This is a genomic window from Nonomuraea sp. NPDC049624 (assembly GCF_040675255.1).
In the GTDB taxonomy this organism is placed as follows: domain Bacteria; phylum Actinomycetota; class Actinomycetes; order Streptosporangiales; family Streptosporangiaceae; genus Nonomuraea.
In genome coordinates, this window is the sequence record NZ_JBFAOR010000003.1 from 255,772 (window position 1) to 275,989 (window position 20,218).

Sequence of the window (20,218 nt, forward strand, 5' to 3'; positions counted from 1 at the left end):
CTTCCGGAGATGAAGAATGGGGGTCGACAGCGGGAAGGACCGTTGTGCGGTGAATCCGTCGTCGTCCCGGTAGCCGCCCCCCCTTGGCGCGACCGTCAGCGGCCAGGCCCCCCACAGCACTGGCTCAAAGCGCCGCCCGGCCTCGTCACGGCAACGCACCGGACAGGGACAGGCAGTAGCAACAATGCATCGACTTCAAAGTCAGGTCAATGCATGACGACACCGGAGATTCCGCCAATTTCATCGCGCGCTGGTCCGCGCGTCAGCACATCGACGGGATGCAGGTGAACGGGTTCTCCAGCGGGGATGGCTGCTGCGGCTGGGCGGGCGGCTGGGTGGTCTGCCGAGGCGGCTCGCGCGTGGGCTCCGGCGGTTTCTCCGTGTTCCTGGCAGGCGTCGGGTGGGGCGCCGAGCCGTCGTCGACGCGGCTGCTCACCGGGTCGCCCGTCCTGGCCGGCCGGGTCGCGGGGGCCGAGCTCCCGGGCCGGGCCCGCTGCGTGGCCGGCGGGGACGACGTGGCCGGCGGGGACGACGTGCGCCGCGCGGTGCTCCTGGCCTCCTGCGGCGAGGCGGTGACCGCGGCCGGAGCCGAGGTGGTGATGCCGGCCGACGGGGGCGCGACCGAGCCGATCGTGGCCGGGGGCGGCGCGGGCGGGCCGTCCCCGAAGAACAGCACGCCGCCCGCGACGAGCAGCGCAGCCGTCGCGGCGGCCGCCGCCGGCAGCGCGCGCCGCCGCCCCCGACCGGCCTGAGGCTCCGGTGGCGGGGGAGACCCGGCGGCCGGCTCCGGTACGAACGCGCCCGAGGTCAGCCCGGCGACCAGGTCGTCGGCGCTCGGCCGCGCGGCCGGGTCCTTCGACAGGCCGGCGGTGACGAGCCGGAGCAGGACGCCGTCCAGCCCGGAGACGGCCGGCTGCTCGTTCAGGATGCGGTTGATCACCGCGGGGGTGGAGTCGGCGCCGAACGCGGGCCGCCCGGAAGCGGCGAACACCATGGTCACGGCCCAGGCGAAGACGTCGGCCGCGGCCGTCACCTGCTCGCCGCCGAGCTGCTCGGGCGCCAGATAGGACGGCGTGCCCATCAGCGGGCCCGTCGAGGTGTTGCCCGGCGCGTCCAGGGCCCGGGCGATGCCGAAGTCGATGACGACCGGGCCCTCGGGCCCCATGAGGATGTTGGCCGGCTTGAAGTCGCGGTGGAGCACCCCGGCCCGGTGGATGGCGGCCAGCGCGGCGGCGGTGCTGATCGCCAGCCGTTCCAGCGCGGCCCCCTGCCGTGGTCCCTCGGTGGCGACCAGGTCACGCAGCGAGGGGCCGGGCACGTACTCGGTGACGATGTAGGGCCGCCGGCCCGCCAGGTCGGCGTGGAGCACGGGCGCGGTGGAGAACCTGGCCACCCGCTGGGCGATCTCGACCTCCCGCAGGAACCCGGCGCGCGCGCCCGGATCGGTCAGCAGGCCGTTGTGCAGCAGCTTGACGGCCACCTGCCGGCCGGAGGGGGCGCGTCCCAGATAGACGACGCCCTGGCCGCCCTCGCCGAGCCGGGCGACGAGCTCGTACGGCCCCAGCGTGCGCGGATCGTCCTCCACCAGCTGATCCATCTGGCTCCCTGCGACACATGAACGGACAGGACAAAACGATGGTGCAATGATGCCTGTTCCTTCAGGCTGACAGGCCGCTCGGGTGGGCGTCGGCGACGAGGCCGAGGACGACGTCGTGCTCCAGCAGCGCCTTGAGGGCGCTGATCAGGAACGTGAAGCCGCCGGTGGAGTCGGTCACCTGCTGGACGAGCTCGTCGCCGGTGCCGGTGAACCCGGTCTCGGTGACCTGGACGTAGGTGGTGTCGTCGGGCATGGGGATGAAACGGAACTCGACCGTGGTGGGGGCGTCGGGCGAGTAGTTGCCCCAGGTGAAGCGGATCCGGCGGTTCTCGTCCACCTCTTGGACCGAGGCTCGGGTCGACGCCCCGTACATCTCCCATTCCCAGGTCAGCTCGGCGCCGGGGGTCATCCTCCCGCTGCTCCTGGTGTACCAGATCTTGCTCGTGACGGCGGGGTCCACGATGGCCTGGAACACCTCGCGGGCGGGGCGGCGGATGAGCATGCCGACCTTCACCGAGGGGATCGTGGTGAGCTCGAACGTCCGTGCGGACATGCGCTGGTTCTCCTTTCGCGGTCCGGCCTTGTCGTGGTCAGCGTGTCAGGTAGGCGCGTAACGCGCTGATGAGGGCGGCCGGGTTGTCCTCCTGGACGTTGTGCCCGGCGTCCGGCACGACCACGAGCTCGCCGTCCGGGACGTGCGCGACCAGGCGTTCGGCGGTGGCCTGGGGGAGCACTTTGCTGCGTCCGCCGCGCACGAGCAGCACCGGCGTCCTGCCCAGCCGGGCGGGCAGCCGCTCGATGGCCGCCAGGATGGCGGGGAAGTCCGGAGGCCGCGGATCGCCCTTCGGCACCCAGCCGCCGCCGGGTGCGCGGCGGAACAGCGTGCTCATGCGGTAGGCGACGCTGGGCCGGTGGGCGCGTGGGTTGACCCGCATCGCGGCCTCCACCACCGTCTCCAGATCCCGCACCGGGCCGAGCCCGCCGATGAACGTCCGCACCCGCCAGGTGCTGTCGAAGTCCACGCCGGGTGCGACGTCGATGAGCACCAGCCGCTCCACCCGGCCGGGATGCTCGTCGGCGACCTGGGCCGCGACGACGCCGCCCAGCGACATGCCGACCAGCTTGACCCGGTCGAAGCCGAGATGGTCGGCCGCGGCGACGACGTCGGCCGCGAGGGTGCCGAGGCGGTAGTCGCCGGACCAGCCGCTCTCGCCGTGACCTCGCAGATCCAGCGCGATCAGCCGGGCGGCGCCGCGCAGGCCGAGGCAGACGAAGTCCCACGTGTGGGCGGTCAACGCGCCACCGTGCAACAGCAGCACCGGGGATCCCGGTCCGCCCCAGTCGAACGCGTGCAACCGGCAGCCCGCCCGGGAGAAGTGGATCTCGCGGGGCGGAGCCGGATCGTCGATCGCGACACCCAGTGCCGCCGCCAGTTCGGTCATCGCCGGAATCGCCAAGTGTCCCCGCACGCGCCGCCTCCCTTACCTTGAGCAATCAAGGTAAGGGAGACTGCCTTGACCGGTCAAGGTAAGGTGGGCGCATGGCCGCCCGAGTACGACGTCAGCCCGAGGACGCCAAGCGGCTGATCCTCGAGGCGGCGAGCAGGCTGCTCGCCGCCGGCGGCCCCGCCGCCGTGCAGGTGCGCGCCGTCGCCGCGGAGGTCGGCGTGTCCGACGCCGCGGTCAACCACCACTTCGGCACGCGTGACCGGCTGCTGGAGTCGCTGCTGCGATTCGGCGGGGCCAAACTGAAGGCCGAACTGCACGTCGTGCTCGACACGTGGGCGGGCGCCCCCATCGATCCCGCCGAGCTGGTGCGCACGCTGGCCGCGCTGTACGCGGGTGGTTACGCCGAACTGGCGCTCGCGCTGCACCGTTCCGGCTGGCGGGACGCTGGTAGCGGAATGCTGGACGAGGTGGTGGACCGGCTGCACGCCCAGGCTCGGCAGCAGTGCGAGGCCACCGGGCGGACGCCGCCGTCCCGCGAGGCGATCCAGCTGACCGTGTGCGCGCTGCACCAGGCCGTCGCGACGGAGCCGTTGTTCGGCGACGAGTTCCGCCGGAGCGTCGGGCTGGACGACACCGCCCGCGATCGTCTGCTCGACTGGTGGATCGAGACCCTGCGCGCGACCGTCGCCGGACAGGGCTAGCCGATCAGAGCCCCTGGGGAGATCAGCCGGCCGATCGGCGGTTCCGCTGGGCCGTCGCGGCGATCCCGTCGAGCAGGGCACGCAGGCCGAGGTCGAACGCGCGCACCGCGGCCTCGGCCGCGCTGCGGTCGAGGCCGCCGTCGTGCCAGGTCTGTTCGATCGCCGGGTAGCGCGCCGGGTCGAAGGTGGTCTCCCAGAACTCCTGGCGGGCGGCCCACCAGTCGTCGCCGGACAGGCCGCTCAGCCGCTCGGCATGGGTGTGTTCGGCGAGGGTGGCGGCCGCGGCGTCGACGAAGGTGACGATGGAGTCGCTCGCCGCGGACGTCTCGGCGGCGGACAGCCCGGTCATGGACAGAGCGGCCAGCAGGAAGTCGGCCCTGGCGAGCAGGCCGGGACCCAGGGGCGGTCGTACGGTCGACACCATGCGCAGCCACGGGTGGCGTTCGTGCAGGGCCGTGTTCTGCTTCGCGTAGTGCTCGATCCGGTCCCGCCAGGAGCCCGATCGGGTCAGGTCGAGCTCCTGCCAGGCGGCGTCCACCATCAGGTCGACCAGTTCGGCCTTGCCGGGCACGTGGGTGTAGAGCGTCATCGTGCCGACGTCGAGGGACGCGGCGAGCCGGTCCATGGTCATGGCGGCCAGTCCTTCCCGGTCCGCCAGCGCCATGGCCGCAGCCACGATCTTGTCCAGGGACACCTTGGGCGGCCGGCCGCGGCCCGATCGAGCCTGCGGGGAACGCCAGAGCAGGCGCAAGGTCTCCCGAGGGTCTCCACCGCCGCTGCGTTCCATCAAGCCTCCCCTTTTCCGTAGATCGTACGGTAACGTTTTATCCGTAGGACGTACGGAAAAGGAGGACGGGCGTGCGAGTGCTGGTGACCGGGGCGACGGGGAACGTCGGGCGGCATGTGACAGCGGGCCTGGTCGAGGCCCACATTCAGGTACGGGCGCTGACCAGGAACCCGGGCCGGGCCCGGCTGCCCGGCGCGGAGGTCGTCCAGGGAGATCTCACCGAGCCGGACAGCGTGCCGTTCGACGGCGTGGACCGGATGTTCCTGTTCCCGGAGCCGTCGACGGCGAAGGAGATCGTCGAACGCGCGAAGCGGGCCGGCGTGCGGCGGATCGTCGTGCTCTCGTCGGGCGCGGTGAGCGGCGGGTTCGACACGACCTTCCATCCGCCGGTCGAACAGGCCGTGCAGGAGTCCGGTCTGGAGTGGACACACCTGCGGCCGGGCGAGTTCGCCGCCAACAAGCTCTCGCTGTGGGGGCCGTCGATCCGGGCCGAGCGGCTGGTCCGGGACGCGAACCCGGACGCGGCCTGGTTTCCCGTGCACGAGCGGGATGTCGCCGACGTGGCGCTGAAAGCCCTGCTGGAGGAGGGACATCACGGCCAGGCGTACGACATCAACGGCCCGGAGTTGATCAGCCTGCGCGGCCAGGTCCGAGCCATCGCCGACGCGCTCGGCGAAGAGGTGAGGTTCGAGGAGGTCACTCCGGCGCAGGCGCGCGAGATCTACCTGAAGATCGGCGGATTCGCCGCCGAGGCCGCCGACTTCCTGCTGGGATTCGCGGACTACGACGGCAATCCGGTCGATCCGGCCGGCAGCACGGACTTCGATCCGAGCACCTTGGGCCCGTTGCCCACGGCGCAGTCCGTGACAGGCAGCCCGCCGCGGACGTTCGCGCAGTGGGCGCGGGATCATGCCGAGGACTTCCGCTAGGAGAACTCGTCACCGCCGCTTGCCCGCACTTCGTGCCCGGCACTCCGCGACGACCCCCGCCGGAGGGTACGGTGCCAGGTGAGTGTCTAGGGTTCCGCCGCCGGGCCCGTTCCACGCGGGTCCGGCGGGCCTGGTCCGAGCGACACCGCCGGCGGCTCGGGTGGCCACCGGTCAACTGAAGGGGCAAAAGCCTGGAGGTCGTGCCTCCCGCGAGCGCGGGAGCCGGAGAGGCCTCCTGGTGTGCCCGACCGTTGTCCTGTTCATCCAGCATCTGCCCGGTGGGATCCCGCGGCAGAGCGCACCGTTTCTCGAGCCGTCCGCCGGCCTCGTCCCCGCGCTGCTGACCGCGTCGGTGCTGGCCTTCGCTCTGGCCTGGCTGTCGTCGGTGGGCGGCGTGGGCGGCGGCGTGTTGATGCTGATCGCGCTCACCGCCCTGTTCGGTCTTCAGGTGGCCCTGCCCACCCTCGCACTGACTCAGCTGGCCAGCAACGGCGGCCGCGTCTGGTTCAACCGGCGCGCGGTCCAGTGGCGGCTCATCACGTGGTACGCCCTGGGCGCCGTCCCCTTCGCCCTGGCCGGCGGTCTCCTGCTGCCCTACGTGCCGGTCGAACCGCTCAAGCGCGTGCTCGGCGCGTTCCTCGTCGTCACCGTCCTCTGGCGGCGGTTCCGGCCGGCCCCGGCGGTGCCGGCCGACAGGACGTTCGCCGCCGTCGGCGCCGGTTGCGGACTCGCCTCAGCCCTGTTCGGGGCGGCAGGGCCGCTCGCGGCCCCGTTCTTCCTCGTCAAGGGCGTCCTCGGCAGCGCGTACATCGGCACCGAGGCTGCCGCCTCCCTGGTCATCCACCTGACCAAGATCGTCGCTTATGGTGCGGGCAGCCTGCTGTCCGTCCACGTGCTCCTCCTCGGCCTGGCGCTCACCCCGGCCGTCGTCGCCGGCGCGTGGCTGGGCAGGAGAACCGTCGCCCGGATGAACGCCCGGACCCTCGTGCTGGTCATCGAGGGCGGAATCGTCGTCGCGGCGATCTTGTTGCTCGCCGGGATCTGAGCCTGGACGACGTCGTCAGGGCGGCGAGGGGATCAGCGCCGCGATGCCCTCCAGGAGGCGGTGGAGCCCGAACTCGAACAGGGTGTCCAGGTCGAGCGAACGAAGGGGGACGAGGGCGAGGTTCGGGAACGCCGTTCCGCCTGAAGGGCCCGTCAGCGCCGGTGTGCCGCGGGTGTCCATCCACTGCTCGCCGGTGATCCCCGAGTGGGCCGCGGCCGCCGCCTCGGACTCCAGGTCCGCGGCCACCCCTCGGACGTAGGCGGCCACGCAGGCGTGGATGTGCAGGCTGGTGGCCGGGTCCAGGCCGAGCCCGTCCAGGGCGCGCATCATCCACTCGCTGTGGACCATCGCGCGGGGAGCGAGCAGGGGGCGGGTGAAGGAGACGGCCTGAGCCAGCCACGGGTGACGCCGATACATGGCCCACTGCTGCCTGGCCGCCGTCTCCAGACGGTGGCGCCAGCCGGGCGGAAGGGGCTCCGGAAGCGGGAACTCGCCGAAGGCGGCGTCGGCCATGAGCAGGATCAGCTGCTCTCTGCCGGCCACGTGGCGGTAGAGGGCCATGGTGGTGACGTCCAGCTCGGCGGCGAGGCGACGCATGGACAGTGCGGCCAGCCCCTCGGCATCCGCGATGGCCGACCCCGCGCGGACGATCCGGCCCCGGTCCAAGGACGCCGCCGGACGTCTGCGGTCGTGCGGCGTCCTCGGGGAGACGCCCGGGGTGTCGACGACCGTGCCGACCCCGGGAACCGGCCGCGCCAGGCCGGCCTGCCGCAGGGCGGTCAGCGCCTTGCTGGCCGTGGCCATGGCGACGCCGAACTCCCGGACGATCTGCCGCGTGGAGGGCAGCAGATCACCGGGGCGGAGCTCGCCGCCTTCGATGCGTCGGCGCAGCTCGGCGGCGATGCGCAGGAAGGGCGGATCGGCGGAGGACTCGGCAGGGCTCGTCACAGAACTCCCTCCATGGGGCCGCACTAGTGCACCCAAGCTCGGGCCGGCCGTTGATCCGGCTTCATCATCCCACTTGAACCAGCTGCACTAGGGCGCGCTTGGCCGTGGGCACCTGCGCAGTCTACGGTGCACACATCCAGCCGGAACCCCTGGCCGGAGACCGAGACGAGCGGAGCACCGAGATGCCGAGCGCGATCCCCACCCCGGTACGCGCAGCACTGGAACTGGACGGACGCCACCTGTCCTACCTCGACTTCGGCGGCCCCGGCCGGCCCCTGCTGGCCCTGCACGGACATCTCGACCAGGGCGCGACGTGGAGCGGCCTGGCGGCCGAGCTGGGCCCCCACTGGCGGGTCATCGCGCCCGACCAGCGAGGGCACGGCGAGTCGGACCGAGCCGCGGACTACTCCCGCGAGGGGTACGTCGCCGACCTCGCGGCCCTGCTGGAGCACCTGGACGCCGGCCCGGTCGTGGCTCTGGGGCACTCTCTGGGCGGACTGAACGCCTACCAGCTCGCCGCCCGTCACCCGGCGCTCGTCCGCGCCCTGGTCGTCGAGGAGATCGGCGCCGTCGTCTCAGGTCCGAGCCGTCTGGACTTCCTGCTGTCCAGTCCGTACGAGGCCGCCACCCGTGACGAGCTGGTGGCCGGGCTCGGCGCAGCGGGTCCGATGTTCGCGGGCCGCCTGCGGCACCTGCCGGACGGCCGCTGGCGCCTGCCGTTCCATCCTCGCGACACGGTCGAGTCGGAACGCTCCAACTGGGGTGACCACTGGGCCGACTGGCTGGCGACCGACGTCCCCGCGCTGCTTGTGGTGGGCGAGAACAGCCCGATCACCTGCGGTCAGGCGCACGAGATGGCCGAGCGGCGGCCGCACACCCGGCTGGTGACCCTCCACGGTGACCACTTCGTGCACCTCCAGGACCCGGCGGGTTTCATCGGCGCGCTCCAGGACTTCCTGCGAACGCTCGACGTCCCCTCCGCGTGACCAGCGGGAGCCGGCATCGCCTGGGTCGTCGCGGCCCGTCTGATCGGACGGTGGCCTATTCGCAGGTGTTGACGTACTCGATCTCGCGGAGGTGTCTCTTCCACTCCGCGGGGCTCAACGGTCCGCGTGCCCGGTCGCAGACCGCCGTGGCGGCTCGCTCGCCGTCGAGGGGATGCGCGCGCACCACGCCGTCCGGCGTGGCGCTGAACAACGTCCGGCCGTCCGCGCTGAACGCCAGCGTCGCGCTGCTCTCGAAGCCCACGTCGACATGGCCGTCGAAGATCGTCCCCAGGGGTTGCCGGGTGTCCGCGTCCCACAGCCGGATTCTGTCGCCGGCCGCGTACGTGGCGATGGTCCGTCCGTCCGCGGACCAGACAAGGGTGTAGATCCCGCCGTCACCCACGGCCGGGAACCGGAGGCCGCTGGTGCCGGTGAAATCCGGACTCCAGAGCGACAGCGGCTCGGCCTCCATGCTGACGGCCACGCGCCCACCGTCAGGGCTGAACGCGTACGGTCCGCCGGGCAGGCTTCCCGCCCCTTCCGGCCGCGGCAACCGGGCGCCGCGCAGCGGATCCACCAGCGTGATCTCCGGTGCGAACCCGGCCACCAGCAGCTTCCCGTCAGGACGGAAGGCCATGTTCGCCGACCCGTGCACGTCCTTCACCGTCCGCACGGTGGAGGAGGACAGAGTCCACAGTTCGAGCGGGAAGGGCATGGCCCCGTCCATGGCCTCGCGGCCGGGGGCGACTGCGAGCGTGGCGCCGTCAGGACTGAAGGCGAGACCGTCGACGCTGTTCGCCTGCTTGTTCGCGACCCCGAAAGAGCTGACCGGCAGGGCCGTGGACGTGTCCACGATCATCACCCCGACAGGGGACCCGGCCATCCGTGGCGTGCCGCCGATGGCGAGTCTTCTCCCATCCCTGCTGAAAGCGAGCGCAGGGCGGTGCAACGTCCCTTCGCCCACGTCGATCGGCGGACCGAGACTTCTCCGGCCGGCCACGTCCCACAACCGCACCCGGCCGGCTCCGTACAGGGCGAGCACCCGCCCCCCGGGCCCGAGGAGGGCCCTTCCGCCAGCCGTTCCGGGCAGCGCGGGGCGGTCGTCCAGGCTCCGCAGGTCCATCGTCGACACGGTGCCCGTCAGGCGGACCCTCATGACGTGGTCCGGCTCGTCGAAACGGACCTGGTCGATCGGCGCGCCGAGTTCGCGCTGCAGGACCATCTGGCCGTCGCTGAGTCGCATCACGGTCAGGCTCTTCGCCCCCTCACCTTCGTAGGCGAGGAACCGGTCGCCGTAGCCGAAGGAGTAGATCTTGCCTGCCGGCCCCCCTCCGTCCCCCTTGAGCGCGGCTCCCGAGGGCACACTTCGCAACAGGAGCCTGTTTCCCGCCACACCAGCCTGACCAGGCGGATGCGGGACGGCGGCCGTGACGGCCAGTGCCCGGCCGTCCTCACTGAACACGGCGCTCTGGACGTCCTTCTTCCGAGGCAGCCAGTCCGCCCGGAGCGCTCGGTTCGTCTTCAGCGCCCACAGTTCCGCCCGTCCGCCTCCGGTGGAGTAGACGACGCCCAGGGTGCCGTCGGCGTTCACGGCGTCCACGCCCGCGCCGGAGCCGGCGCGGAGCTGGCGACGGGTGGCCACGTCCCACCAGTGCGCGCCGGTGCGGCTGCGCGAGAGGTCGGGGACGGCGAGGAACCGTCCGGCGGGGTCGAACGCCAATCTGCCCGCGTTGCCCTGACTTGCTCCGCCGGCGAAGCCGTTCCCCATCGCCGTGCCGGTCGGGACGTCCCACAACCGCACCTCGTGGTCGTCCTGGACCGCCAGGACTCGGCCGTCGGGACTCAGCGCCCCCATCACCGCCGTAGGGCTCACGCCCGGGAACTCGCGAACCTTCCGGTGTTCGCGTACGTCCCAGATCCTCACCAGACCGGCCCGGACGCTCACCAGCGTGCGCCCGTCCCGGCTGGTCGCGTAGACGGTGCCGGCGGTCACGTCCGGATCGGTGAACGAGTCGAGTCCGTCGTCCGACAGGGAGTCGTACAGACCGCCGCGCGACTGGGGGATCGAGGGGCTGAGCCGCCATGCCGCCACGCTCAGCCGCATCGCGAGCCGGGGGTCCCGCCGGCGCAGGTCCGCCGCGCGCAGCAGGAGCGACCGGGCCGTCGCCTCGTCGCGCTGGCGGCTGGAGACCTCCCGCAGGTGCTCCGCCAGGCCGAGCCCGCCGAGCGTCGCCACGAGCAGGACGACGAGCGTGACCGCGATCAGGCCGCGGCGCTTGGACTGCCGCCTGGCCTGCTTGGCTGAGACATCGAGGAACTCGCGCTCCAGCGCCCGCAGCGCGATGTCCCGGCGCTCGGCGGAAGCCCAGCCCAGCGTTCTGTCGAGGCCGGAGCCGCGCAGCAGGTCGGCGGGCTTGCGGCCGTGCTCGTCCCAGAACCGGGCGGCCGCGGTGAGCCGCCGGTGGACGTGCAGGCCCTCGCGGTTGTCCGCCACCCAGTGCCGCAGCCGCGGCCAGGCCTGCATCAGGGCCGGGCTGGCCAGGGTGTAGGCGGAGTCGACCTCGGTGATGAGGCCGGCGGCCACGTACAGGGACAACAGCGACTCGGCCGGTCCCGTCGCCTCAAGCTCGTCGCGGGGGACGTGCCTGACGGTCTCGCCGTCCTCCTCCGTGAGGCCCACCATCCGGAGGAAGAGATCAGGTGCGAGGGTCCGCTCGCCGTCGGAGAGCTCTCCGAACAGCTCCTCCGCGATGGTGCCCAGATCGGGCTCGGCCGGTAGCGGCGCCCGCACCGCCGCGGCGGCGTCGCCGCCCGCCGCCAGCAGCCGGTCGTCCAGCCGGCCGCCGTCGCGGGCGTCGTGGTGGACGTCGGCGCGGGCGTCATGGTGGACGTCGTCGCGGACGTCGAGCAGGCCGAGCAGCACTGTTCTGGCCGAGGGCCGTTCGTCCGGATTCCTGGAGGTCGCCGCCGTGACCAGCCCGTCGAGCGGCTCGGGCAGCACGCCGGGATCGGGCCGGAAGCCGAGCACGGTGTTGACCACCGACAGCGGCTCCTGCCCCGGGATCGGGTCGCGGCCGAGCGCGGCGAACAGGACGACCAGCGCCCAGGCCCACAGGTCGGCGGCCGCCGCGGCCCCGCTCCCCGTGAAGACCTCCGGCGCCATGTAGTTGGGCGTGCCCATGATCGGACCGGTCGTCGTCAGCGGCCCGGCCTCCCGGGCCACCCCGAAGTCGATCACCCTCGGTCCGCCGGGGCCCAGGATGATGTTGTCCGGCTTGAGGTCGCGGTGGACGACGCCCGCCTCGTGAATGGCCGTCAGCGCGGTGGCGACGCCGATGGCCAGCCGCCGCAGCGCGTCGCCTGCGTACGGCCCGGCCTCGGTGACGACCTGGCGCAGCGTGGGTCCGGGCACGTACTCGCTGACGATGTACGGCTCGGCGACGTCGGTTCTGGCCTCGATCACCCGGGCCGTACAGAACGACGACACCCGCTGGGCGGCCGCCGCCTCCTTGCTGAGCCGGGCGCGCGAGGCGGCGTCGCTCAGCCTGGGCACCTTGACCGCCACCCGCCGGCCCGTCTCGTCGTAGGCCTCGTAGACCACGCCCTGCCCGCCTGCGCCGAGCCGTCTGGCCAGCCAGTAGTCACCGAGCCGGTGCGGATCCGAAGGGGTGAGCGGAACAGGCGACATATGCGAATTCTGGGTCAAGGGAGGCGCGTGCCGGTACGCCGGCCGTTCATGAGCAGGGTCAGGCGGTCCCGGCTCCGGACTGGGATCGCGCGGTCGGCCGGGTGATGGCGGGGTCGGGGACGCGCGCGCATCGGGGCGGCGGTGGCGACGTTCGCGGTGCCGTGGGTGACGACGATCTGCTCGCCGGGGTCAATCCGTGAATTCCCGGCTATCCCGCGAAATCGATCTTGTCAAGAGTTGATCATTTAAGGCCGGTACCATACTTTTCGTTCATCCGACCCTGACGGGAGCGACGGATGAATCTGAATGCGGCAGTTGCGACCGGAGCCGCTGCTCAGGTCATACTCATCGTGGTTTTCCTGATAGCGACACTGTCAAAGACCATAACCCACCGCGAACTCGGCCGGACCATCGCACAACTCGGCCCGGCGGCTCTGGGAAGGCATGCCGCGATCGCGGTGATCGCCGTCGAGATGCTGGCCGTGATCGGCCTGACGGTGGCGCCGTCCGCCTTGTGGCCCCGCGTGCTCATCGTGCTGCTGTCGCTGGCGTTCGCCGGCGCCGGGATCCGCGCGCTGAGCCGTGGCGAGAAGATCAAGTGCGGTTGTTTCGGGAACGGCGGCGCGGTGCTCGGCTGGCGCCAGGTGCTGTACCTCCCGCTGTGGCTGGCGCTCGTCGTGCTGGCCGAGGCGAACCCGCCGACCTGGACCGGGCAGGAGGGCCTGCTCGGCCTGGCCGTGGCGCTGCTGGCCATGGTCGCCTGGAAGCTGAGGGCCGAACTGCGCCTGTTGCGCCCGCTGCGGGAGGACCGGATGGTGCTTCCCGACCCCACCCAACCCGAAGCGGAGGTGCACGCCGCATGACGACGGTGCTGCTCATCGTGATCTGCCTGCTGGCCGTGGTGCTGTTCGTCCAGATCGGCGCGCAGGTGGAGCTCTTCCAGCAGGTCAAGCAGATCCGGGGCTACCTCGACATGGAGGACAAGCCCACCCCGGTGGAGCTGGGAACCCTGGAGGGTGCCCCGCCGAGCCGCTTCGGCCTGCCGGCGGCCCTCGACGAGGCCGAGCGGGCCATGGTGCTGTTCCTGTCCAACAAGTGCGAGACCTGCCACAACCTGGCGTCGGCGCTGCGTGGGGGAGCGGTGCCGCCATCGATGTGGGTCGTGGTCGTCCCGGTGTCCGGGGACGGCAACGAGTTCATCGCCGAGTTCGGACTGTACGGCGACCGGGTCGTCCTCGACGAGGACGAGAGCATCGTCGGCAGCATCGGGCTCGACATCACACCCGTCGCACTCCACGTCACCGAGGGGAAGCTGACACGGGCCCACACGGTGCCGACGGTCAGGCAGATGTACGCGGCCGCCCCTGTTCCCTACAAGCACCACCTGGCCGGCAAGCCCTCCGTACGGCACTGATCCGATTTCACCCCACGGCCAGAGAGGGCCAGCATGGATCATCTCAACAAAATGTCGGACGGACCCGACGCGTCGGGCCGGCGCGGATTCCTCGGCTGGATGGGCAGGGTCGGTGTCGCGGCCATCGGCGCTGTCGCGGGCGCGACCCTGATGACCAAGCCGGCGGCGGCGGGCAACTGGCGCTGCTGCAACCTCGCCCTTCCCAACACTTTCTGCAAGACCAACAGCAGCGGGCAGTACGTCTGCCCGTCCGGCTACAGCATGAAGGTGTGGCAGTGCTGTAGCGGCTCGGCGCCGTACCAGCGGAAGTACGCCTGCGGTGAGTGCACCAAGGGCGCCGACTGTGGTTCGGGCCCGTTCATCTGCTCGGCCGGCTGGACCGTCAACGCCAACGGCTGCTGACAGCGACCGGGTGGCCGGTCCGGCGCGACGTCCGCGGCCGGCCACTCCGGATGGAGGATGTCGTGTCCTTTGACACCTGGCTGACCTTCGCGCTGCTCCTGCTCGTCGCGAGCGCGGGCTTCGCGCAGTTGTTCAGCTTTTGAGGCCTTTCTTTCGTCGGATACCTCCGCCCCCTGGTCCAGGGGAGAGTTCCCGGGGAGAAGCCCATGTACCGGCCGATCCTCATGCTCATGCTCGGCTTCAGCCTCTCCGCGCCGCTCGCGTACGGGCTGGTGCATCTGCTCGGCTCCGGCCTGTTCGGCGGAATGCCGGGGACGGGCGCCAAGCTCGCCGCGGCGACGGTGATGCTCGCCTGCCTGGTCATCGACTCCGGCCTGTTCGGGCTGCGCACGCCCATGTGGCGGCGCCAGACTCCGCAGCAGCACTTCTACCGGTTCGGCCCGGCCAGGGGCGCGCTCCTGTGGGGGCTGGACACCGGCCTGGTCCTGACCACGTTCAGGGTCACCTCGCTCACCTGGGCGGCGCTCGGCGTCACGCTGTTCGGGCTGGTGCCGTGGTGGGCGGGTCTCGCCTACGCGATCGGCTTCACCTGGCCGGGCTTCGCGCTGGTCGCGATCGTGCCGCCGTCGAAGGACCTGGTGGAGATCCCTGAGCCGATGTGGCTGATCGACTGGCTCATGGAGAAGGAGAAGCCGGTCAGGCGGCTGATGCTGGGCCTGCTCACGGTCGCCTTCGCCGGCGTCGTCGCTTCGTCGTTCCTGGGCTGACGCGCCGCCCGCCGCTCGCGCGGGCGGCGCGTCGAAGGTCAGCAGGCGCCGTTGAAGAAGGAGATCTCACGCCGGACGACGGGCTCGCCCGGCACCCGGAACTCCAGCGGGACGCACCTGGGCTCCTTCACGTAGAAGCCGCCGACGAACATCGTGTCGTGGTCGGAGCACGCGGTGAAGGACACCGAGTGATCGGCCTCGGCCGGGGTGCGGGCGTTCCTGGACGGCTCGGAGTAGAGCAGGCCCGCGCTGTCGTGGAACTTCGCCGGGATGGACACCGTGATCGTCTTGCCCTTCCTGACCAGCGCGCCGACCTTGAACTTGTGGCCGCTCCCGTACTGCTCGGCCCGGGCGTCGCCCCACGCGAGCAGCCCGGGGATGAGCAAGGGCCCCACCACGAGGTCGTCCGGCTCGGCCGCGCGGCTCGCCGTCTTCTCTCCGGGGAACTCGCCGTTGCGGTTCGCGCAGTTCAGCACCCGCGGATTCGCCAGGCTTCCCGGCCGGCCGGACGACTGCGCCGCCGTTCGCGCGTCGGCCTCCCCGGCGGCACAAGCGGTCAAGGACGGCAGCAGCGCCACCACCGCCGCCCAGATCGATCCCCTGCGTACACCTTTGAAGATCATTATCCAGTTGTACACCTCGTCGCCGGAGGTGGCCAGACGCCAGTGGATCACCTTCGGCGCCGTGGTCATCGGCTGCCGGTGAGGGGCTCGGCGCAAGAAGGATCTTCAATCGGAGCCCCGGAGCGGGCTAAGATCACCAGCGGAGGCGTCCGGGTGCCTGGTGGCCCCCTCGGTCTTCAAAACCGATGGCGCCGAGCATCTCGGCGCGGCGGGTTCGATTCCCGTCCGCCTCCGCCAGACCTCACCCCCTGGAGTCCTGCTGAGCATCGACGCGTTACTGGCTCGGGCACGTGCCGGGCTGCGCCGCCTGCCGCCTGCCGAGGCCTTCGCCGCGGCGAGTCGTGGTGAGGCCTACATCGTGGACACCCGCCCGGAGTTCCAGCGGCGCAGCGGCGGCGAGGTGCCCGGCGCCATCGTGATCGAACGCAACCACCTGGAGTGGCGGCTCGATCCCCGTTGCGACGCGCGAATCCCCGAGGCCACCTCGGCGCAGATCCGCTGGATCATCCTGTGCGACGAGGGATACTCCTCCAGCCTCGCCGCCTCGGCCCTCAGGCAGATCGGGCTGGCGAACGCCACCGACGTGATCGGCGGCTTCCAGGCGTGGATCGCGGACGGGCTGAGGGTGAGCCGTCCCGCCGCCCTCACCCGGCCGCGGGGTCCGGGCGAACCGGGCACCGACCCGAGGCCGACGGCCGCCGAGCGCGCATGTGGGTGATCGCCACCGCCGGGCACGTGGACCACGGCAAGTCGGCCCTGGTCCGCGCGCTCACCGGGATGGAGCCTGACCGCTGGGCCGAGGAACGACGCCGCGGCATGACCATCGACCTCGGCTTCGCCTGGACCACGCTCGGCTCCGGCCGGCAGGTGGCGTTCGTCGACGTTCCCGGGCATGAGCGGTTCGTCACCAACATGCTCGCCGGCGTCGGCCCGTGCCCCGCGGTCATGTTCGTGGTGGCGGCGGACGAGGGGTGGCGGGCCCAGTCCGCCGAGCACCTGGCCGCCCTGCACGCCCTGGACGTGCGGCACGGCCTGCTGGTGGTCACCCGCACCGACCTCGCCGATCCCGGACCGGCGCTGGAGGAGGCCCGCCTCCACCTGGAAGGGACGAGCCTGTCGGGGATCGACGCCGTCCCCGTCAGCGCCCGGACCGGCCAGGGCCTGCCCGAGTTGTCCGCCGCGCTCGACCGGCTCGCGGCCGGCCTCCCGGAACCGCGCCGGGACGGCCCGGTGCGGTTGTGGATCGATCGGGCGTTCACCGTCACCGGGGCCGGGACCGTCGTCACCGGCACGCTCACGCACGGCACGCTGCGGGTGGGCGACGAACTGCTCGCCGGGTCGCACCGGCTCCAGGTCCGCGGCCTTCAGACGCTCAACCAGCGGCGGGACGCGGTGCCGGCGACGGCTCGCGTCGCCGTCAACGTCAGGGGCGCCGATCGGGACGCGCTGCAACGCGGCACCCCGCTGCTGACCCCGGACTCCTGGATCACCACCCAGTCGGCGGACGTGCGCCTGGAGCCCGGCGCGGACGTCGGCCGGGAACTCGTCTTCCATCTGGGCTCCGCCGCCGTTCCGGCCCGGGTGCGCCCTCTCGGCGCGGGCACGGCCCGTCTCACCCTCGCCCGGCCCCTGCCGCTCAGGGGCGGTGACCACGGCCTGCTCCGCGATCCCGGCCGCCGGATGATCGTGGCGGGGGTGCGCGTCCTCGACGTGCGGCCGGCCCCCCTGCGGCGACGGGGAGCCGCGGCGGTCAGAGGGGCCGCGCTCGCCGGCGTCACCGTGCCCGCCGCCGCCGACCTGCTGCGCTGGCACGGACTGCTGAGCCGGGCCGAGCTGACCGCGATGGGCGCCGCCCCTGACGGGCCGCCGGTGACGGGCGACTGGTTCGCCGACCCCGGCCACTGGTCCGAGCTGCGGCGCCGCCTGAGCGAGCAGGTGTCGCAACACGACCAGGGGATCACGGTGCAGGCCGCCGCCCGGCTGCTCGGCCTGCCCGACCGGCGGCTGGCACGGGCGCTGGTCGCCGAGCCGCTGACGATCAGAGCAGGCGTGCTCGTCAACGGCGACCGGGCGCGGGCGCCGATGCCGCCGCAGGTCGAACAGGCCGTCGCCCGGCTGCGGACCGACCTCGCCGGCCGTCCCTTCGACGCCCCCACCGCCGAGCGCCTGACCGAGCTGCGGCTGACCGGCGCCGCCCTCGGCGCGGCCATGCGCGCGGCGGCGCTGCTGCACATCGGGAGGAACGTCGTCCTCCTGCCGGACGCGCCGGAGCTGGCGGTCGCCGTGCTGAGCACGCTGCCCGCGCCCTTCACCGTCAGCCAGGCCCGCACCGCCCTGGGCACGAGCCGCCGCGTCGCCGTACCGCTCCTGGAGTACCTCGACGCCCGGGGGCACACCCGGCGGGTCGACAACGACTCCCGGATCTGCGTCCCGCCCGTGGGGCGCTGACGCACCCGTCCACCTGCGGGTCCGCGGGTCAGAGGAGGGCGGCCTCGTGGACCAGGACCGCCGCCTGCACCCGGTTGCCGAGGCGCAGCTTGGCCAGCGCGCGGCTGACATGTGCCTTGACGGTCGTCTCGGTCATGGACAGCTCGCGGCCGATCTGCCGGTTGGACAGGCCGCGGGCGACGGCGAGGACGACTTCGTGCTCGCGGTCGGTCAGCCCGCCGAGGAGTCTGCGGGCGGCGTCGATCCTGGAGGGCTGCCGCCGTTCGGCGAACGCGCTGATGAGCCGCCTGGTCACGGTGGGGGCGAGCATGGCGTTCCCGGCGGCCACCGTGCGGACGGCGGCCGCGAGGTCACGCGGCGGGGTGTCCTTCAGCAGGAACCCGACGGCCCCGGCCCGCAGCGCTTCGTGCACGTACTCGTCGAGGTCGAACGTGGTGAGCATGACGACCTTCGGCGCGCCGGGCAGGGCCGCCATGCGGGCGGCGGCGGCCAGAGTTCGCCGCCCAGGCGACCGAGACGAGTGTCCGGGTCCGCACGCCGGACGCCGCCAGGTTGCGAGCGCCGCTGGAGCGTCCGGGGGCCAGCGTCCGCGTCGAAGACGACGCGCTGATCGTCACCGGCGCGCCCAGCTCCGTGATCGGCGAGGCCTGCGCCGCGAACGGGGTCGTGCTGCACGAACTGAGCCTCCGGCGCGGTGGTCGTCCCCATCGCCTTCGCCGCGCTGGCGGCGGGCGGCGCGGGAGATGCCGCGGCGATCACCGTCGGCGTCAGCCAGGCGGGTTTCCAGCTCGGCATCGCGCCCATCCTGGCGCTGGCGATGGCCTCGATCACCACCGAGTACCGTTACGGCACCATCAAGGCGACCTTCCACGCCGTGCCGAGACGCGGCTCGGTGCTCGCCGCCAAGGCGTCCGTGGCCGCTGCCGCGGCCGGCGCGCTCGGCCTGGTCTCCGCGTTCGGGTCGCTCGGCGCCGCGGCCCTGCTGGCGCCGGAGGCCGACCTCGCCCTGGACACGGGGGCCGACTGGCGGAACGTGGCCGGCATCGCCGCCTACTACGCGGTCGCCGCCGTCATGGCGGTCGCGGTCGGCGCGCTCGTCAGGCACACCGCCGCCGCCCTGACCCGGCTGCTGGGCTATGCGATGTTCGCCGAGTCGCTCGTCCCGGCGATCCCCGGCATCGGCGCCGACATCCACCGGCGGCTCCCGTTCAACGTCGGCAAGCAGTTCCTCATCGGCGTTCCGGATCCCGCCGCGGCACCCCCAGGCCCACCCGCCCCACCTCCGTCGACGTCGCTGCTCGGCCCGTGGTGGGCCCTCGCCTACTACGCGGCCTTCGGCCTCGTCCTCCTCGCGATCGCCGTCGTGACGGCGAAGCGGCGCGACGCCTGACGACACCCGGAACACTGGCGGGGAGTGCCACCGCCCCGGGCCTAACCTCTGTGGTCAGTACGGCTGGTCGCCGTGCACGCTGGTAGGGCGTAGGTGACTCCGGTCAGGCGTTCGGACAGTTGCCACAGGTGAGCGGCCGTGTCGGTGTCGCGGATGGCGCGTTCGCGGGTGCGGCGTACGGGCTCGCCGCGCAGTTGCAGCGGCCCGTCTGGAACGATGTAGCTGCCGCCGGACAGGTCCGGTACCGTCGCCGCGTACAGCGAGGTCTTCGCCCCTTCTGGCGTCGGGCGGAAGGCTGCGCGCACCAGCAGGCGCGTGACGGTCGCGTACAGTCGTCCTCTGCCGCTGTTGGCGCCGCCGGTGAGCACGTTGGTGCGGGTGAGCCCGGGGGCGACGGCCATGCTGCGCAGCCGCAGCCCGGCAGCGTCGGCCCGGCGCTGCAACTCCATGGCGAAGTAGAGATTGGCCCGCTTGGACTGCACGTAGGCGAACGCCGTGCGATATCTGCGCTCGGCGTTGAGGTTGCGCAGGTCGAAGCGGGCGAAGCGCTGACCTTCGCTGCTGACGGTGACCACCCGCGGGTCGGGCGCGGCGAGCAGATGCGGCAGCAGCACGCCGGTCAGGGCGAAGGTGCCCAGGTGGTTGATGCCGAACTGCGACTCGAACCCGTCGGCGGTCCGGGCGTACGGCACCATCGCCACCCCCGCGTTGTTCACCAGCAGGTCGAGCCGGCCGCGGTCCCACCCGGCGGCGAACTCGCGGACGGAGGCCAGGCTGCCCAGGTCCACCTGGCGCAGTTCCAGGCGGGCGCGGGGCACCTCGCCCTGCATGCGGGTCAGCGCGCGTCGGCCCCGTCCGGGGTCGCGGCAGGCCAGGACGACGTGCGCGCCGCGGCGGGCCAGTTCGCGGGCGGTGATGTAGCCGATGCCGCTGTTGGCTCCGGTCACCACCACGACCCGGCCGGTCTGGTCGGGGATGGCGTGGAAGGTCCAGGCGGGAGGGCTGTGCATGATGTGCCACCTCAGAGGAAGGGGACCAGCGCATC

Annotated in this window: 20 protein-coding genes and 1 tRNA gene; 12 read left to right on the top strand and 9 right to left on the bottom strand. The window is 72.4% G+C overall.

What is annotated here, in order from left to right; translation table 11 throughout:
* Window positions 1-262: 262 nt before the first annotated feature.
* The 3 genes from AB0J76_RS12725 to AB0J76_RS12735 form a co-directional block, all read right to left on the bottom strand.
* A complete protein-coding gene (locus AB0J76_RS12725; RefSeq protein WP_352324267.1) occupies window positions 263-1,597 on the bottom strand; it encodes a protein kinase in 1,335 nt (444 codons plus the stop codon).
* A gap of 61 nt (window positions 1,598-1,658) precedes the next feature.
* Window positions 1,659-2,150 carry an SRPBCC family protein gene (locus AB0J76_RS12730; protein WP_352324269.1) on the bottom strand — a complete coding sequence of 164 codons (492 nt, stop codon included), beginning with the start codon at window positions 2,148-2,150 and terminating at the stop codon, window positions 1,659-1,661.
* A 37-nt stretch (window positions 2,151-2,187) separates the two neighbouring features.
* The gene (locus tag AB0J76_RS12735; protein WP_352324271.1) at window positions 2,188-3,066 is read right to left on the bottom strand and encodes an alpha/beta hydrolase; all 879 of its coding nucleotides are present in this window, start codon (window positions 3,064-3,066) and stop codon (window positions 2,188-2,190) included.
* Between the two features lie 71 nt (window positions 3,067-3,137).
* On the opposite strand from AB0J76_RS12735, the gene AB0J76_RS12740 reads away from it, so the two are divergent.
* Window positions 3,138-3,746 (top strand): TetR/AcrR family transcriptional regulator, encoded by a 609-nt coding sequence (locus AB0J76_RS12740; protein WP_352324272.1) that lies wholly within the window; start codon window positions 3,138-3,140, stop codon window positions 3,744-3,746.
* 22 nt (window positions 3,747-3,768) lie between these two features.
* Here AB0J76_RS12740 and AB0J76_RS12745 read toward each other — a convergent pair whose 3' ends face one another.
* Window positions 3,769-4,533: a TetR/AcrR family transcriptional regulator gene (locus AB0J76_RS12745; protein ID WP_352324273.1), complete on the bottom strand. Its 765-nt coding sequence runs from the start codon at window positions 4,531-4,533 to the stop codon at window positions 3,769-3,771.
* 71 nt (window positions 4,534-4,604) lie between these two features.
* On the opposite strand from AB0J76_RS12745, the gene AB0J76_RS12750 reads away from it, so the two are divergent.
* Together AB0J76_RS12750 and AB0J76_RS12755 are read left to right on the top strand one after the other, a co-directional pair.
* Window positions 4,605-5,462 (top strand): NAD(P)H-binding protein, encoded by an 858-nt coding sequence (locus tag AB0J76_RS12750; RefSeq protein ID WP_352324274.1) that lies wholly within the window; start codon window positions 4,605-4,607, stop codon window positions 5,460-5,462.
* A gap of 238 nt (window positions 5,463-5,700) precedes the next feature.
* Window positions 5,701-6,507 (top strand): sulfite exporter TauE/SafE family protein, encoded by an 807-nt coding sequence (locus AB0J76_RS12755; RefSeq protein WP_364389457.1) that lies wholly within the window; start codon window positions 5,701-5,703, stop codon window positions 6,505-6,507.
* A 15-nt stretch (window positions 6,508-6,522) separates the two neighbouring features.
* Here AB0J76_RS12755 and AB0J76_RS12760 read toward each other — a convergent pair whose 3' ends face one another.
* Complete coding sequence (locus tag AB0J76_RS12760; RefSeq protein WP_352328419.1) at window positions 6,523-7,455, bottom strand: TetR/AcrR family transcriptional regulator C-terminal domain-containing protein; 933 nt, start codon at window positions 7,453-7,455, stop codon at window positions 6,523-6,525.
* Between the two features lie 182 nt (window positions 7,456-7,637).
* Here AB0J76_RS12760 and AB0J76_RS12765 point away from each other — a divergent pair, with 182 nt between their 5' ends.
* Window positions 7,638-8,441 carry an alpha/beta hydrolase gene (locus tag AB0J76_RS12765; protein WP_352328420.1) on the top strand — a complete coding sequence of 268 codons (804 nt, stop codon included), beginning with the start codon at window positions 7,638-7,640 and terminating at the stop codon, window positions 8,439-8,441.
* Between the two features lie 55 nt (window positions 8,442-8,496).
* On the opposite strand, the gene AB0J76_RS12770 is transcribed toward AB0J76_RS12765, so the two are convergent.
* Window positions 8,497-12,129, bottom strand: a complete 3,633-nt coding sequence (locus tag AB0J76_RS12770) for a serine/threonine-protein kinase (protein ID WP_352328421.1) — start codon at window positions 12,127-12,129, stop codon at window positions 8,497-8,499.
* Between the two features lie 296 nt (window positions 12,130-12,425).
* Here AB0J76_RS12770 and AB0J76_RS12775 point away from each other — a divergent pair, with 296 nt between their 5' ends.
* The 4 genes from AB0J76_RS12775 (at window position 12,426) to AB0J76_RS12790 (ending at window position 14,712) form a co-directional block, all read left to right on the top strand.
* A complete protein-coding gene (locus AB0J76_RS12775; protein WP_352328422.1) occupies window positions 12,426-12,992 on the top strand; it encodes a MauE/DoxX family redox-associated membrane protein in 567 nt (188 codons plus the stop codon).
* On the top strand, window positions 12,989-13,543 hold the full coding sequence (locus AB0J76_RS12780; protein WP_352328423.1) for a hypothetical protein: 555 nt from the start codon (window positions 12,989-12,991) through the stop codon (window positions 13,541-13,543). Before AB0J76_RS12775 ends, AB0J76_RS12780 begins: the two co-directional genes overlap by 4 nt.
* Window positions 13,544-13,576: 33 nt before the next feature.
* Entirely contained in the window at window positions 13,577-13,945 is a 369-nt protein-coding gene (locus tag AB0J76_RS12785; RefSeq protein WP_364389460.1) for a hypothetical protein, read from the top strand.
* A gap of 206 nt (window positions 13,946-14,151) precedes the next feature.
* Window positions 14,152-14,712, top strand: a complete 561-nt coding sequence (locus AB0J76_RS12790; protein ID WP_352328425.1) for a hypothetical protein — start codon at window positions 14,152-14,154, stop codon at window positions 14,710-14,712.
* A gap of 38 nt (window positions 14,713-14,750) precedes the next feature.
* Here the strand turns inward: AB0J76_RS12790 and AB0J76_RS12795 are convergent, their stop codons facing one another.
* Window positions 14,751-15,404, bottom strand: coding sequence for a hypothetical protein (locus AB0J76_RS12795; protein WP_364389462.1), 654 nt, complete (start codon window positions 15,402-15,404; stop codon window positions 14,751-14,753).
* Between the two features lie 72 nt (window positions 15,405-15,476).
* On the opposite strand from AB0J76_RS12795, the gene AB0J76_RS12800 reads away from it, so the two are divergent.
* The 3 genes from AB0J76_RS12800 (at window position 15,477) to selB (ending at window position 17,783) form a co-directional block, all read left to right on the top strand.
* Window positions 15,477-15,572, top strand: a tRNA-Sec gene (locus AB0J76_RS12800).
* A 70-nt stretch (window positions 15,573-15,642) separates the two neighbouring features.
* Complete coding sequence (locus AB0J76_RS12805; RefSeq protein ID WP_364389790.1) at window positions 15,643-16,053, top strand: rhodanese-like domain-containing protein; 411 nt, start codon at window positions 15,643-15,645, stop codon at window positions 16,051-16,053.
* Window positions 16,044-17,783, top strand: coding sequence for a selenocysteine-specific translation elongation factor (gene selB / locus AB0J76_RS12810; protein WP_352327458.1), 1,740 nt, complete (start codon window positions 16,044-16,046; stop codon window positions 17,781-17,783). Before AB0J76_RS12805 ends, selB begins: the two co-directional genes overlap by 10 nt.
* A 28-nt stretch (window positions 17,784-17,811) precedes the next feature.
* On the opposite strand, the gene AB0J76_RS12815 is transcribed toward selB, so the two are convergent.
* Window positions 17,812-18,276, bottom strand: coding sequence for a response regulator transcription factor (locus tag AB0J76_RS12815; protein ID WP_352327464.1), 465 nt, complete (start codon window positions 18,274-18,276; stop codon window positions 17,812-17,814).
* Window positions 18,277-18,477: 201 nt separating this feature from the next.
* On the opposite strand from AB0J76_RS12815, the gene AB0J76_RS12820 reads away from it, so the two are divergent.
* On the top strand, window positions 18,478-19,173 hold the full coding sequence (locus AB0J76_RS12820) for a hypothetical protein (protein WP_352327457.1): 696 nt from the start codon (window positions 18,478-18,480) through the stop codon (window positions 19,171-19,173).
* 41 nt (window positions 19,174-19,214) lie between these two features.
* Here AB0J76_RS12820 and AB0J76_RS12825 read toward each other — a convergent pair whose 3' ends face one another.
* Window positions 19,215-20,183: an oxidoreductase gene (locus AB0J76_RS12825; protein WP_352327456.1), complete on the bottom strand. Its 969-nt coding sequence runs from the start codon at window positions 20,181-20,183 to the stop codon at window positions 19,215-19,217.
* Between the last annotated feature and the right edge of the window lie 35 nt (window positions 20,184-20,218).

Excerpts from the sequence above, each read along its gene's own strand:
- AB0J76_RS12725 (WP_352324267.1), bottom strand. The coding sequence starts at position 1,597 with ATGGATCAGCTGGTGGAGGACGATCCGCGCACGCTGGGGCCGTACGAG.
- AB0J76_RS12730 (WP_352324269.1), bottom strand. The coding sequence starts at position 2,150 with ATGTCCGCACGGACGTTCGAGCTCACCACGATCCCCTCGGTGAAGGTC.
- AB0J76_RS12740 (WP_352324272.1), top strand. The coding sequence starts at position 3,138 with ATGGCCGCCCGAGTACGACGTCAGCCCGAGGACGCCAAGCGGCTGATC.
- AB0J76_RS12745 (WP_352324273.1), bottom strand. The coding sequence starts at position 4,533 with ATGGAACGCAGCGGCGGTGGAGACCCTCGGGAGACCTTGCGCCTGCTC.
- AB0J76_RS12765 (WP_352328420.1), top strand. The coding sequence starts at position 7,638 with ATGCCGAGCGCGATCCCCACCCCGGTACGCGCAGCACTGGAACTGGAC.
- AB0J76_RS12770 (WP_352328421.1), bottom strand. The coding sequence starts at position 12,129 with ATGTCGCCTGTTCCGCTCACCCCTTCGGATCCGCACCGGCTCGGTGAC.
- AB0J76_RS12775 (WP_352328422.1), top strand. The coding sequence starts at position 12,426 with ATGAATCTGAATGCGGCAGTTGCGACCGGAGCCGCTGCTCAGGTCATA.
- AB0J76_RS12780 (WP_352328423.1), top strand. The coding sequence starts at position 12,989 with ATGACGACGGTGCTGCTCATCGTGATCTGCCTGCTGGCCGTGGTGCTG.
- AB0J76_RS12785 (WP_364389460.1), top strand. The coding sequence starts at position 13,577 with ATGGATCATCTCAACAAAATGTCGGACGGACCCGACGCGTCGGGCCGG.
- AB0J76_RS12790 (WP_352328425.1), top strand. The coding sequence starts at position 14,152 with ATGTACCGGCCGATCCTCATGCTCATGCTCGGCTTCAGCCTCTCCGCG.
- AB0J76_RS12795 (WP_364389462.1), bottom strand. The coding sequence starts at position 15,404 with ATGACCACGGCGCCGAAGGTGATCCACTGGCGTCTGGCCACCTCCGGC.
- selB (WP_352327458.1), top strand. The coding sequence starts at position 16,044 with ATGTGGGTGATCGCCACCGCCGGGCACGTGGACCACGGCAAGTCGGCC.
- AB0J76_RS12825 (WP_352327456.1), bottom strand. The coding sequence starts at position 20,183 with ATGCACAGCCCTCCCGCCTGGACCTTCCACGCCATCCCCGACCAGACC.